This window comes from Lysinibacillus antri, assembly GCF_003977595.1.
Classification (GTDB): domain Bacteria; phylum Bacillota; class Bacilli; order Bacillales_A; family Planococcaceae; genus Ureibacillus; species Ureibacillus antri.
Genome location: NZ_RYYR01000020.1, coordinates 1 through 13,441 on the forward strand (window position 1 = coordinate 1; position 13,441 = coordinate 13,441).

At 35.1% G+C, this 13,441-nt stretch carries 11 protein-coding genes; 7 read left to right on the plus strand and 4 right to left on the minus strand.

The window, feature by feature from the left end:
• The first annotated feature begins 417 nt into the window (after positions 1 to 417).
• The 5 genes from EK386_RS13790 (at position 418) to EK386_RS13810 (ending at position 4,544) form a co-directional block, all read left to right on the plus strand.
• Entirely contained in the window at positions 418 to 1,239 is an 822-nt protein-coding gene (locus EK386_RS13790; RefSeq protein WP_126659762.1) for an MBL fold metallo-hydrolase, read from the plus strand.
• A gap of 352 nt (positions 1,240 to 1,591) precedes the next feature.
• Complete coding sequence (locus EK386_RS13795; protein ID WP_158674429.1) at positions 1,592 to 2,908, plus strand: MFS transporter; 1,317 nt, start codon at positions 1,592 to 1,594, stop codon at positions 2,906 to 2,908.
• Between the two features lie 123 nt (positions 2,909 to 3,031).
• The gene (locus EK386_RS13800) at positions 3,032 to 3,634 is read left to right on the plus strand and encodes a short chain dehydrogenase (protein ID WP_126659764.1); all 603 of its coding nucleotides are present in this window, start codon (positions 3,032 to 3,034) and stop codon (positions 3,632 to 3,634) included.
• A gap of 67 nt (positions 3,635 to 3,701) precedes the next feature.
• Positions 3,702 to 3,908, plus strand: a complete 207-nt coding sequence (locus EK386_RS13805) for a heavy-metal-associated domain-containing protein (protein ID WP_158674430.1) — start codon at positions 3,702 to 3,704, stop codon at positions 3,906 to 3,908.
• A gap of 54 nt (positions 3,909 to 3,962) precedes the next feature.
• Positions 3,963 to 4,544 carry a YdhK family protein gene (locus EK386_RS13810; protein ID WP_126659766.1) on the plus strand — a complete coding sequence of 194 codons (582 nt, stop codon included), beginning with the start codon at positions 3,963 to 3,965 and terminating at the stop codon, positions 4,542 to 4,544.
• 464 nt (positions 4,545 to 5,008) lie between these two features.
• On the opposite strand, the gene EK386_RS20595 is transcribed toward EK386_RS13810, so the two are convergent.
• The 3 genes from EK386_RS20595 to EK386_RS13820 form a co-directional block, all read right to left on the minus strand.
• The gene (locus tag EK386_RS20595; protein ID WP_281274268.1) at positions 5,009 to 5,140 is read right to left on the minus strand and encodes a hypothetical protein; all 132 of its coding nucleotides are present in this window, start codon (positions 5,138 to 5,140) and stop codon (positions 5,009 to 5,011) included.
• A 144-nt stretch (positions 5,141 to 5,284) separates the two neighbouring features.
• Positions 5,285 to 6,481, minus strand: coding sequence for a M20 family metallopeptidase (locus tag EK386_RS13815; RefSeq protein ID WP_126659767.1), 1,197 nt, complete (start codon positions 6,479 to 6,481; stop codon positions 5,285 to 5,287).
• 277 nt (positions 6,482 to 6,758) lie between these two features.
• A complete protein-coding gene (locus EK386_RS13820) occupies positions 6,759 to 8,006 on the minus strand; it encodes an MFS transporter (RefSeq protein ID WP_126659768.1) in 1,248 nt (415 codons plus the stop codon).
• Between the two features lie 260 nt (positions 8,007 to 8,266).
• Here EK386_RS13820 and EK386_RS13825 point away from each other — a divergent pair, with 260 nt between their 5' ends.
• Both EK386_RS13825 and EK386_RS13830 read left to right on the plus strand, forming a co-directional pair.
• Positions 8,267 to 10,090, plus strand: a complete 1,824-nt coding sequence (locus EK386_RS13825; RefSeq protein WP_126659769.1) for a helix-turn-helix domain-containing protein — start codon at positions 8,267 to 8,269, stop codon at positions 10,088 to 10,090.
• 107 nt (positions 10,091 to 10,197) lie between these two features.
• The gene (locus EK386_RS13830) at positions 10,198 to 10,407 is read left to right on the plus strand and encodes a hypothetical protein (RefSeq protein WP_126659770.1); all 210 of its coding nucleotides are present in this window, start codon (positions 10,198 to 10,200) and stop codon (positions 10,405 to 10,407) included.
• 69 nt (positions 10,408 to 10,476) lie between these two features.
• Here EK386_RS13830 and EK386_RS13835 read toward each other — a convergent pair whose 3' ends face one another.
• The gene (locus EK386_RS13835) at positions 10,477 to 13,197 is read right to left on the minus strand and encodes a DUF4073 domain-containing protein (RefSeq protein WP_126659771.1); all 2,721 of its coding nucleotides are present in this window, start codon (positions 13,195 to 13,197) and stop codon (positions 10,477 to 10,479) included.
• Positions 13,198 to 13,441 lie beyond the last annotated feature (244 nt).

Sequence of the window (13,441 nt, forward strand, 5' to 3'; positions counted from 1 at the left end):
CCGTAATTCTAGTATTCGAAAATAAGTAAAAATAGTGTTGGCAAGTGGTCGCAAAATTAATGACCATTTATTACATTTTTTGATTGCCAAATGCACCTTACTCTAAAGATTTTTAACTATACAAAAATTCATTCATAAGTATGAAATTTTTTCCAAATAAAATATAGTATATTTAAATCAAGGAGAATTATAAAAGGGTATGTCATATGAAAGGCTTATATATGTGCTATAACAAATGCAGTAATTGTGGGATTATTTTTCTTATTTACAAAAACAGCAGTTAATGCAACTAATCCAATAGATACATTGGTCTTCCGTTTTACAGTCGCTTTTATTCTGGTTTCTTTAATAAGAATATTTAAAGCTGTGAAAGTAAATATACAAATAAAAACAATAAAATTAGGGGGTTGGTTTGAGATGAATTATTATGTTTGTGAAACGTGTGGAGTTCAATATGAAAAATCTATTGTTGAACCAAGTGAATGTAAAATTTGTACTGATGAGAGACAATACGTTAGTGTAAACGGGCAAAGTTGGACAACTTTAGATAAATTAGTGGCGTCTAGTCAGTATAAAAATAAGATTACTTTTGAAGAAGATGGATTACACAGTATTAAAACTTTCCCTACATTCGGTATTGGACAGACTGCTTACTTAGTTCAGAATAGCCATTTTAATTTGTTATGGGATTGTATTACCTATATTGATAATGAAACTATTACTAATATTAAAGAATTAGGTGGAATTAATGCAATTGCATTATCTCATCCACATTACTACTCTAGCCAAGTAGAGTGGGCAGAAGCATTCGATGTACCAATCTATATTCATGAGGATGATAAAGAATGGGTAACTAGACCAAGTGAGCATATTGTCTTTTGGTCAGGTGAAGAATTGATTTTAAAAGAAGGAATAGTATTACATCGTGTAGGAGGACATTTTAAAGGATCTACAGTTTTAGAATGGCAGAATAATAAAAAAGAGGGCGTTTTATTTGTTGGAGATATCATTCGTGTAGTGGCAGATCGTAAATGGGTAACTTTTATGTATAGCTATCCAAACTTTATTCCATTACCAACGAATATTGTGAAACGAATTGCAAGTCAAATAGATGCATTTAATTTCGAAAAGTTAATTGACGCATTCCATCGAGTAATTGAAAAGGATGCTAAAGAACGTGTTCAAATTTCAGCAGCCCGATACATTGCAGCGTTAGAAAATAAACTTTTTGAAACATAAATAATTACACACCAAATTAAATAATGTTCCCAAATAAAAATTAGGGAAGACACAATAGCCCAAGAAATTCTGTGAAAACAACATTTCTTGGGTTTTCCTTTGAAAATTGAGTAATAAAAGAGCAGTTAAAAGAGCTATTAGTAGTCATATAATTGCAATTGCCAGATAAATAACAATGAATAGTTTCTAACACAAGCACCCAAGCCCAACGAGGGTGCTTGCGATTTTCGTAAGTACGATTTAATGTAATGTTTAAAATTCTAAATTAATTTTTTATTTTTTAGTTTACATAGGATAGGGGGGTATGGTATAAAATATAATAAATAAAAAATTGGAAATGAGGATTTCTATTATGGATACAGTTTTAGCAGGTAAACAGAAAACAGATATCTCCAATAATTTTGTTTTAACTTTATTTTTAACAGGAATTTTTATGGGTGCGTTAGATCATGGAATTGTTGGGCCTGCATTAAGTTCTATTAACGAATTTTTTGGTATTTCAACATCGTGGGGGGTTTGGAGTTTTACAATCTATACATTGTTCTTTTCAGTCAGTATTCCGTTGATGGGGAAAATGTCGGATCGTTTTGGTAGAAAGAAAATATATATGATAGGAATCGCTTTATTTGGTATAGGATCATTAATTGCTTCTTTATCTCCTAACTTTTTTAGTTTTCTGTTAGGTAGAATGATTCAAGCAATTGGTACAGGTGGTATATACCCCATTGTTGGAGCTTTCATTGCAACAAGTTACCCGGATGCAAAAAGAACTAAAATGTTAGGTTTAATAGGTGTAGTTTTTGGGTTAGGTACAATCCTAGGTCCAATCATTGGTGGAATCATTATTGGAACTATGGAATGGCAATGGATTTTCCTAATTAATATACCAATATCTATTCTAGTCTTATTCTTCATGCTTCCTGTAAAGATCCATCAACAGATTATAACTAAACCGATTGATTTTTATGGAATGATTTTTCTTGTAATTATCATTTTTACTATCATGTTAGGGATTACATTAAAGAATATATGGTTGTTATTAATTGGTATTGGGTTGGTAGGGTTTTTTGTAAAGTATGAAAGGAAAACAGTGGACCCTGTTTTAAACATCGAATATTTCAAAAAATTTAATACATTAGTTGTATTAGTACTATCATTGCTTTCTGGTTTTATTATGGCAAGTACAATTAATTTACTACCGTTTTTCATTGAGACTCAATTTTCCCTTAATAAGAGCTATTCGGCACTAAGTGTTATACCCCTTGCAATTGCATCAATGGTTGCATCGTTGTTAGGAGGGTACTTAGGAGGGAAAATAGGTGCAAAAAAAGTGATAGCAATAGGCTTCTCTCTAACCTTAGTCAGTGCTATATTGATTACATTTTCCCAACAATATGAAGTACTTCTTTTGGCTATAACGGTGATTGGATTTGGTATTGGGATTATAATTGGGTCCCCATTAAATGTGATAATGATTCAAAATGTACAACAAAATGAAACCGGTTCAGCTATAGGTTATTTAAGTTTAGCACGTTCAATGGGTTCGACTATGGGACCTACAATTGCAGGGATTCTCATCGCGCTAAGTTCGAATGGCTATATGTATGTAAATATATTAATTGCTTTTCTCTCACTACTAAGCGTTTTAATTATTCTAAGTAAAAAGTAAAACCATTTAGGTAGCGAATTTGACTACCAAATTTTTTGGTCAATTATATAGGGGGGGTGGGTATGTGGAGCCGTAATCAGTTATTATCCATAGCAATAAAAAAATAAAAAGGAGCGTAAAGGAATGAAAATTCTTTTAGTAGGTGCAACTGGTACTATTGGGAGTGCTGTTCGCAACGAATTGACATTGCGGCATGAAATTATTACTGCAGGGCGGAATGGGGCGGACATCTTTGTAGATATTACATCTCCGGAAAGCATTAAAAATATGTATCAGACAGTAGGAAAAGTAGATGCAGTAATTAATACTGCTGGGAATGTTTACTTTGGATCTTTATCAGAACTAACTCTAGAAAATAATGAGATTACTATCCAAAGTAAATTAAAAGGACAAATGAATCTCGTTTTACTTGGGCTTAATCATGTAAATGACAAAGGTAGTTTTACTTTGACAACTGGGATTACAATGGATGACCCTGTAGTGGGCGGAGCTTCTGCTGCAATGGCTTGTGGAGCAATCAGAGCATTTGTTCAATCGGCAGCGATTGATATGCCCCGTGGAATAAGAATAAACAATATAAGCCCTACTGTTTTAGAGGAAGCAATTGAAGAGTATGGTCCTGCTTTTCCCGGAATTGTGCCAGTTTCCGGAAAAAAAGTAGCGCAAGCCTTTAGAAAAAGCGTAGAAGGTGCACAAACAGGTCAGACTTACACACTTTATTGTTAGAACATCATTATTCATGTCGATATTAATCCAATCGCATAAGAATTATAAATATAAGGAGGATAAAAAAATGAAAGAATCTACATTTATAGTTAATGGAATGTCATGTAATGGTTGTGCTAGAAAAATTGAAAACGCGCTTACAGAAACGAAGGGAGTCAAAACCTCTCGAATAGACTTTAGTAAGAGAGAGGCATATGTGCAATATGATGAAACTCAAACGACTTTAGAAGCAATACAAAATGTGGTCATTCAAAAAGGTTATTCAATAGAATAATCAATTCTTAAGTAGTCTGGACTAATGATTTCAATAAAAGATAGGAGAATGTATATGAAAAATAAAATAATGTTAGGAACTAGTTTTTTATTAGCACTTACTATTCTTACTGCATGTGGGGATACTAGTAATTCAGATTCAGAAGGTAGCACACAAAAAGAGGAATCAGAAACTATGGATCATTCAGCTATGGACCATGGAAATATGAATCATTCGTCTAATGGGGAAGTTCCGGAGGGGTTAAAGGCAGCTGAAAACCCAAAATTTGAAGTTGGTAGCCATGCGATTATTAAAACTGATCATATGGAAGGAATGAATGGATCAGAGGCCACAATTGTAGGAGCGTATGATACGACGGTATACACTGTTACCTATACCCCAACAACTGGTGGGGAACAAGTTAAAAACCATAAATGGGTGATCCATGAGGAATTAGAAGGTGTCGATACAGAACCTCTAGAACCTGGTGCAGAAGTAACATTAAATGCTGATCACATGGAGGGTATGAAAGGGGCCACTGCCACGGTTGATTCTGTAGAAAATACAACGGTGTATATGGTGGATTATACTTCCTCTACAGGGGAGAAGGTAACAAATCATAAATGGGTGACTGAGAGTGAGTTATCAAATAAGTAATGAAAATTCCATATAATATTAAACTTTACCATGATATTTTAATATATTAAGGAGTATTTTCATTAATGCTGAAAGAGTGTGTTTTGAACATTTTTTTGTCAATCACACTTTTTCATTTTATTTATCCCGCATTAACGGGCAGTAAGACTCCCACTTCAAGATTTTAGTGAAGCGAAAAAGATAAGTGGGAGATCAACTGCCCGTAAAAGCCCGATTGGTTCAACTAACAATCAGTGGGGGATGAAGAAAACCCCCCACTGATTGAAGTTTCACTTTATTGGGTATTTTGATATCGAAATTTGTTGCTGGAGCTAACAGTAATGTTCTAAAGTCTAGATAAAAAATTATTCATCCTTCATCAGAACCGACAAGAACGGGTGTATGAATAGTAATATCTAAAATTAAATCATTTCAATCCCAATCTCTCATAGATATATGAGGATTTGCAGTATGAAAACCTAAGCTTAGACTTCTATATAGGTAAACACATCGTCTGGAGAGAAGAATCCTCTTAATGTAATCGTGCATGTTCCTGTATCGATTATTGTTCTTGCAATTTCAAACATTGTAACCTCATAAATCCTAAGATTAATCATTAATGCTCTCTACCAGAATACAGGCCTATCTTTGTCCTTATTGAAATAAAAAAACTCCTCATAATCAGGCGGAATGTATATCCAAACCTAACTACAAGGAGCACCTATTGAATCTAGGGTAATCTTCATCGTATTCAGTATTTATTAAGCTTCACTACCATCACAGTAAGAAGCAACTACAGCAGCCATTGCTTTGGCACTGATGATCAGGCTTTTTTCATTAATATCAAATTTCGGATGATGGTGTGGGTATGCTTCACCTGACTCAGGAAGGGCACCTACATAGAAGAAACATCCTGGTACTTTTTCGAGATAATAAGCAAAATCTTCAGAGGGTGGCAGTGGGGGTGTTTCTAAAACTGCTTCCACTTCTGGAATGGATGCTTGTTCTAAAGCTTGACGTACCTGTTCGGTTACTTCTGGATCATTATGTAGAACCGGATAGTCATTGCTATATTCTAAGCTACATTGTACTCCATATGATTTTTCTAATCCTTCTGTAAAGGCGCGTACTTCATTTTCTACGATTTCTCGAGTCTCCGGAGACATTGTTCGAACATCGCCTTCAATTGTTACGGCATCCTTGATTACATTAAATGTACCTTTCCCATCAAAATTTCCAATCGTCACGGAAGCGATATCGAATGGGTTAATTCGGCGGCTCACGATGGTTTGTAAATTCATGACGAATGAACTTGCCGCAATAATCGCATCATTGGCTAGGTGTGGCGATGAGCCGTGTCCACCCCTACCTTGAACAATTAATTTAAAATAGGATCTTCCTGTTTGTGTGTTTCCGCTTCTGTAATAAATCTGACCTGTTTTCATGGTACTCATGACATGTATTCCAATGATTGCATCTACGCCATCCAGCACCCCTGCTTTAATCATACCAATTGCGCCACCTGGAGGAGCTTCTTCTGCTGGCTGATGAATCACTTTAACCGTGCCTTGTAATTGATCTTTAAACTCCGCTAATGTTTCCGCTAATACCAGCATGTATGCGGTATGACCGTCGTGACCACATGCATGCATAACCCCTTCGTTTTTTGAGGCAAAAGGTAATCCAGTTTCTTCTTTGATTGGTAAGGCATCGAAATCAGCACGAATCGCAATTGTTTTTCCGGGTTTTGCGCCTTTAATCATTACAACGACACCACGCTCTCCACCAAAGTTCGTTTCAACCGAATCCACTGGAACTGCATTATAAAAATTACGAATATATTTGGCTGTTTCCTCTTCTTGAAAGGAAAGTTCTGGATGTTCATGGAGATAGCGGCGGATTTCGATAATGCGCTCCTTTTTTTCATCCAATTTATTCATGAGTTTGTCTAATAACATTTGATAATCTCCCTAACTATTATTCACTAACAAGAATGAGGCTGAGACAAAACAAAAATTGATTTCCGTTACGGAGACGCTTTCCGCGGGCGTGGCCTGAGCCTCCTCGTCGCTTTGCTCCTGCGGGGTCTCAAGGCTTACGCTGTTCCCGCAAGAGTCGCTCCTTCACTCCAATCAATTTTTAAAAGTATCCAATTCTTAATAATCGTAAAATGTAATTCATTTAAAAAATCTACTTATGTCCCAACTTCATTCTATTTCTTCATTTGACACAAATTTACATAACTTCTAAGTTTTGAGACTCCTGTTTTGCTTCGCTTGAAGGAGTAGTTTTCGATGTAAGCCCAGCTGCAGCAAAGATTCCTAAAACTGCACAGGCAATGATATACATAAATGCAGATGCATAGATTCCGTTAAATACTTCAATTAAATAGCCCATTACCATTGGTGCTAGGAAGGCGCCAATCATTCCGCCAAGATTAATCATTCCAAACGTAGACCCAATAACGTTCTTTGAGAAGATTTTATGTGGAAGACTAAAAATCGTTGCTACAATTGGTCCGTGGAAAAACATACAGATCGATTGATAAATAATCACTAGTGAAACGGACGGTGCGTTGAATAACAAATAAAGAGATCCAATCATAATAATGAAGCTTACAATAGCGAGATATTTCTCTTTTCCCATTAATAAAGATTTAATAAGCTGTCCACCGATAATCACACCGACAGCCCCAGCCAAAGCAGGAATCGATGTCAGCATACCCATCGACATTAAATCAAGGCCTCTAACATCCACAAGATAAGGAGGCATCCATGAGATGAGGCCCCAAACGACCGTACTTACTCCAAACCACATAATAGCTAACTGCCAGCTTGTAGGAATCTTTAACACGTCTTTAAATGATGATTTTTGAACCGTTTCTTCCTCAACTGTTTCTACTTGCATATTTTGCGGACTTAAATAATACCAAAGTAAGGCTGCAACAAAGAATCCTAATATACCAATTGTAATAAAGAGATTTTGCCAGCCAATCCACACAAGCAACGGGGTAGCAATTAAAGGCGCAATTACTCCTCCAAGTGAATTGGACGACATCATGATTGTTTGGGCACTCGTTCGCTCTTTCTTAGGAAAGACATCCGCTATTGCTTTTGAACTTGCTGCAGGATATCCTCCTTCACCAAGACCGAACATAAAACGAATAACAATCATCGACATAAGAGACCAGGCCATCCCAGTAAAAATCGTAAATAAAGACCAAAATACAATCGCAATAACAATTACCTTTCTAGATCCGAATTTATCGGCAAGCCAACCACCAGGTAATTGCATTAAGGCATAACCAGCAAAAAAACTACTGAGTACAACACCCATTACAGACGGGCTAAGATTAAAATCTTTTGCAATTTCCACAATCCCAACATTCATCGCCATTCGATCAAGATAAGATAAACACCATCCTAAAAACAGCAATGAAAGAATCATATACCTCTTTTTATTATGAACTTGTCCTTTTTCCATAAATACCCTCCCCCTAAAGCTACATACTCACTAACATCAGACGGTATCGTTTTCCATCCAATGTTTAAATAATCGAAAACGAGTGAAATAAACAATTTTCGAGTTAGCTTCACCAACCGGATCCCCCTTTTAGAAAAGTAAGCGTTTTCTATATTCATTATTTAATGAATATTATATAATTTCAGAAATGGGATATAAATGTGTGATTACACAAAGATATAAATAGAGAATTGTTGATTTCAACAATGGAGGTAGCATATATGGAAAAAAAAGAAGCGCTTCTTCAACAATTAAGTAGGGAAAATCAAAAAGCACATGATCATGTAATAAATTTAATGGAAAGTTTTCAAGTAATAAACTCGACTCTCGAATTGGATGAAGTACTAAAAAAAATTATGTATTCTGCGTTAAAGATTGTTGAGACAGCAGAGGCAGGATATATACAAATGTATGATGCACTTTCAGATAAACTGATTGTAAAGACATATGTCGGCTTTAATGAGAACATTAAATCTTTTAAAGTAAATATAGGGGAGTCGATTACAGGGAGAGTTTTCAGAGATGGTTGTATTAAGTTAATTAACACTACAGATGAAATTTATAATAGTATGACCAATTTAAGCAAAGAGAATTTTGACTTTATTACGAAGGCTCATCAAAATAGTCCTAATATTAAATCGATCTTATCTGTCCCCGTATCATTTGGAACGACGCGGATTGGTGTAATGACATTTCATTGCTTTGATATAGAAGATGGTCTAAGTGAAACAGATCTACTTCTCTTGCAAAGTTTCGCTTCCCAAGCAGCTACTGCACTGTATAATGCACAACTTCATACAGAGGTACAGAAAAGCTTAGATGAAGTTACTCATTTATCACAAAAGCTCAAAGAAACGAATGCGCTGTTAGAAAAGCGAACAGAAATTCACACGCACCTCACAAAGTTGTCCGTTCAGAATAAAGGACTAAAAGCCATTATCATAGAAATGAACAAGCTAATGGAAAGAAATGTTGTTTATGCAGATTATCTTGAAGGAAATTACGTTCCACAAACTATGAAACATGTGGCAACTATTCTAGATGACATTTTCTTGCTCTTTGCTAATAAAATTGAGTTTAGTTATGTATCAACCTATGATACAGTTCAGATTGATTGCTATATTTACCCAATTCGGTCAGGCTCCGTATTTTTGGGGTGTCTAATTGTAGAAGGAAGCACCCCTCTGTCACAACTCGATAAACTAATTATCGAACAAGGAGCTCCTATTCTCTCGCTTGAAATTATGAAGCTTAGATCACAGACTGAAATCATGTATAAGAAAACCTATGAAACATACCAACAATTTTTGGAAATAAAAAATCCCCAGCAGGCTGAGATTGCTGCGCAGGAATTAGGAATTTATAATTATAATTATCTCCAAATAGCTTTAATTGAGTTAGATGGAAATGCTGATTTACTTTCCCTTGAGAACGATGCGCTACTCCTTCTAACACATTTAAAAGAGAAGTTAACTGTAGAAAATAGTCTTCTCTTTAGCTACAATAATAAAATTACGATTTTTTCCTCTACGCGAGATGCTGTTGGCGAAGTAGCGATGACAAAATTAATAGACAACAGTATAAAATGGTGGAATGAACGGTTTACAGTAGTAGCGCGGGCAGGGATTAGCACAGGACATTACTATCCTGGACAAGCGAAAGAAAATCATTTAAAAGCAGAAAAAGCCCTCCTTCACTTGAAAAAACAAAAGAAAAAAGGCCTTCTTCATTACAGGGATATTGGAATTAGTACACTTTTTTTACACCATCCGCCTGAAGAAATTAATTCATTTTTACGTGAAACTTTTTCGGTATTATGGACTAATCAGGAAACAAAGGACGAACTATTACATACACTTTTCACATATGTACAGAATAACCGGTCCATGGCTTCTACTGCGAAGGAACTTCATATTCATACAAATACGCTCTATCATCGCATTAAAAAAATTGAAGATATACTAAAGATGGATTTTAACTATTACGAGGATTATCTAAAGGTACAGCTAGCGGTTTATCTTTATAAAACCTTTTTAGTTGATTAACCAAAGTACTCAAATTTTGGAGTGGAAATTTTATGCTTGTATTTTATTGAAAATAAACACTCTACATATTTTCCTTAAAGTGACTTCCTATTATTCGGAAGTTAGATTTGGAGAATACGACTTTTGGTCAAGATCTTAAGCCGTCTCAAGACATTGCTAAAGAGTATAGCTGGTTCTTTAGTTTTCGAAATACGAAATTAGTAAATTATAAAACATTTGGAGCTAGCCAGGATCCAGAAAGTGGTATTTATACGAATAGCTTAGACCTCGCAAAATATGTAGCAACCATGTTAGGTCATCCCAACTATAGAATTTGAAGGTGTTTATAGGTATAACAAAACTGTCTAAAGCTAATTCTGGCTTTTAGACAGTTTCTTGTGTTTTTATTATTCAATTATAAAGATTTTTCGAATTGGATCCTTTTGTTTTTGTCCATTTACTCCAATTGAGTCTACAATGGTAATATAGTAGAGTTCATCTTTTTTGTAGGGAATGTTTGGTATAATGTTCACGGCTTTTCCATCTTTTGAAAGGGATATTTTTATATCTATTTTTTGCCCTAAAGCATCTTGAACAGTAATGTTGTTTAAATTCTCTATTTCGTCAAGGAGTGGAGCTGAAAATTGGACTTTCCATTCCTTCGTTGGCGATGTATCAATGCCGATATCAAAGTAGGAATACGGCTTTTCATTATCAAGGATTACGACTTTTGCTTCTCCTTGTGGAAGCTCTACACCTTTTGAAATTTCTCCTTTTTCACCAATTTGAACAATGAAAAAACCGCCAATCGATTGTATGCTTTCAATCTTAGCTTCGATTAACTCACCAGTTTTGGGATCTTTGACCTTAATTTGAAGCTTCCCATCTTTCATTAAAGTTTTTACTTGTTCGGGCGCTTGGATTATTGGTTCCGGATTAGGTGTAGGATCTGGAATGTTACCTCCACCACCATTATATCCTCCTGACGGTGGATTAGTTGTAAAGTGTACACTTGTTGAAGCACCATATGGAATTTCTCCTTGCGCTTTTATACGGACGAAAACAGTTAAATTTCCTGTAAATGTTGGTTCATTGCTAGGGTCATAAGGTTTCCATGTGCTACCGTTATCTGTTGAGTATTCCATGGTATTATTAGCACCTTGAAATTTGTTATTTATGTCATCTGCAGTTACATTTGGAGCTTCTGGTGGATTATGCGTGAACATCAGAGTTATGTCTTCTCCTGATGGTACTTCTCCAATTGCTTTTACTCGTACTTTCACCTTGTTATTTCCACTTAAATCGGGAGGAATGTTCGAATCATAAGTTGTCCATAACCCTGTTCCAATTTGGTATTCCATTGTTTCATTAATACCAATAATGATATTAGAAGTATCATCCGCTGATACTGATGGTTTCGCAGGAGGTCGTTTAACTGTTATGGAATAAGTTTTAGTACTTGAATCCTCAGCTGTCACCACTATTATTATGATATTACTTCCTATATTCAGATTAATAATGTCACTTGAATTACTATTTTCGACTATTGTTCCGTTTACTGTCACAGTCGCTTTATTATCTTCTAAAGTAGGTGTTACCTTAATCCACGAAACATCATTCGATACGCTTGCTGTATAATTGCTTAATGCTGATGAAAATGCAGGATCTAATGTTCCATTGCTTAAACTAATTTCATTTAAGTTAGTATTACTTGAAGGTATTTTCAATACAATCTTGTTACTAATCACAAAAGTATTCCCTACTGCATCTTTTAATTTGACATAAACAGTCTTTTCACCATCTCCATTTTCTAATGTCCATGGTTTTGTTACGGCTACATTTTCCCATTCAGACCATGTTCCATTGTCATTAGAAAACTGCATTTGTACATCACCGCTTCCACCCGTATCAGATTGGGTAATATTTAACGTAACATTGGAACTAGCCGTGAAGGATGCCCCATCATTGATTGTCAAAGATCCTGTCGGAGGTGTGGAATCGACATTAATTGTATTTGATATAACAGGAGTTTCATTACCAGCAGCATCTTTTAATTTGACATAAACAGTCTTTTCACCATCTCCATTTTCTAATGTCCATGGTTTTGTTAGTGAAGCATTTTCCCATTCAGACCATGTTCCATTGTCATTAGAAAACTGCATTTGTACGTCGTCGCTTCCACCCGTATCAGATTGGGTAATATTTAACGTAACATTGGAACTAGCCGTGAAGGATGCCCCATCATTGATTGTCAAAGATCCTGTCGGAGGTGTGGAATCGACATTAATTGTATTTGATATAACAGGAGTTTCATTACCAGCAGCATCTCTAAATTTGACAAAAACAGTCTTTTGACCATCGCCGCTTGTTAATGTCCATGATTTCGTTAGTGAAGCATTTTCCCATCCAGACCATGTTCCATTGTCATTGGAAAACTGCATTTGTACGTCACCGCTTCCACCCGTATCAGATTGGCTTATCTTTAAAGTAACATTGTAGCTAGTCGTGAAGGATGCTCCATCGTTAATTGTCAAAGAGCCTGTTGGAGGTGTTGTATCTAAGAATATGTGCTCATAATTTGAATAATTGGTATTATTTGTCCAACTACCATAAGCATTAACTTCTCTTAAACTAGCCCAAACTGCATTAATTGGTATCAAATTTCCCTGTAAAATTGACGTTCCATCAAGAGAATAGTTAAAATTCTGATTAGTACTATAAATATAATCACCTAGATCTAGTTTAGTCGCAGTTACCCAATCAGCGTCAGTGGGAATATCATTTTTATTAGTCACTGTCGATAGCGTATTATTTTTTTTATAGACATATTCTTGAACTTCTAACCTAGTTGGTGGCATGTTTGGATTGATAGCATATTGATATTGATATGCTGTTACTGCAACCCATCTTGCCTTTCCCGGGATAGTAGAACTAATCCCCTTGCTTATTCCATCCTGACTTGAAATAAACTCAACAGCTGTATAATTACCATTGAATATAGAGAAAGAAGTCAAAATTTTAGCATTTGTTGTAGTTTCTGCCTTAATGTTTCCTACTCCATTGAAAAGAAAGAAAAAGAATATAAAAATTACCATTACTACATTTTCATTTTTAACAAAAATCTTCATAATTTTCCTCCATTATACTAATTATAAGAATCTAATATCATATCATTATAAAACTATTAAGTTAAATCTAAGTTAAAATATTAAAAAAGATATTATATCTAGGCATTTAAGTTTTGAATGCAGCCAGTGAATTTATATTAACCTATAATATCGGGGAGCATAAAGAAAATAAAGTTGTCTTAACGAATGATGAAACAGTGGATGATGAATATTGTGTATTAGGAGCAATCACACAGGTCTTCAT

What these genes read in the sequence shown, in the direction of transcription:
- EK386_RS13825 (WP_126659769.1), top strand. Translation starts at nt 8,267, where the DNA reads ATGGAAAAAAAAGAAGCGCTTCTTCAACAATTAAGTAGGGAAAATCAA.
- EK386_RS20595 (WP_281274268.1), bottom strand. Translation starts at nt 5,140, where the DNA reads ATGATTAATCTTAGGATTTATGAGGTTACAATGTTTGAAATTGCAAGA.
- EK386_RS13795 (WP_158674429.1), top strand. Translation starts at nt 1,592, where the DNA reads ATGGATACAGTTTTAGCAGGTAAACAGAAAACAGATATCTCCAATAAT.
- EK386_RS13820 (WP_126659768.1), bottom strand. Translation starts at nt 8,006, where the DNA reads ATGGAAAAAGGACAAGTTCATAATAAAAAGAGGTATATGATTCTTTCA.
- EK386_RS13815 (WP_126659767.1), bottom strand. Translation starts at nt 6,481, where the DNA reads ATGTTATTAGACAAACTCATGAATAAATTGGATGAAAAAAAGGAGCGC.
- EK386_RS13835 (WP_126659771.1), bottom strand. Translation starts at nt 13,197, where the DNA reads ATGAAGATTTTTGTTAAAAATGAAAATGTAGTAATGGTAATTTTTATA.
- EK386_RS13790 (WP_126659762.1), top strand. Translation starts at nt 418, where the DNA reads ATGAATTATTATGTTTGTGAAACGTGTGGAGTTCAATATGAAAAATCT.
- EK386_RS13810 (WP_126659766.1), top strand. Translation starts at nt 3,963, where the DNA reads ATGAAAAATAAAATAATGTTAGGAACTAGTTTTTTATTAGCACTTACT.
- EK386_RS13800 (WP_126659764.1), top strand. Translation starts at nt 3,032, where the DNA reads ATGAAAATTCTTTTAGTAGGTGCAACTGGTACTATTGGGAGTGCTGTT.
- EK386_RS13805 (WP_158674430.1), top strand. Translation starts at nt 3,702, where the DNA reads ATGAAAGAATCTACATTTATAGTTAATGGAATGTCATGTAATGGTTGT.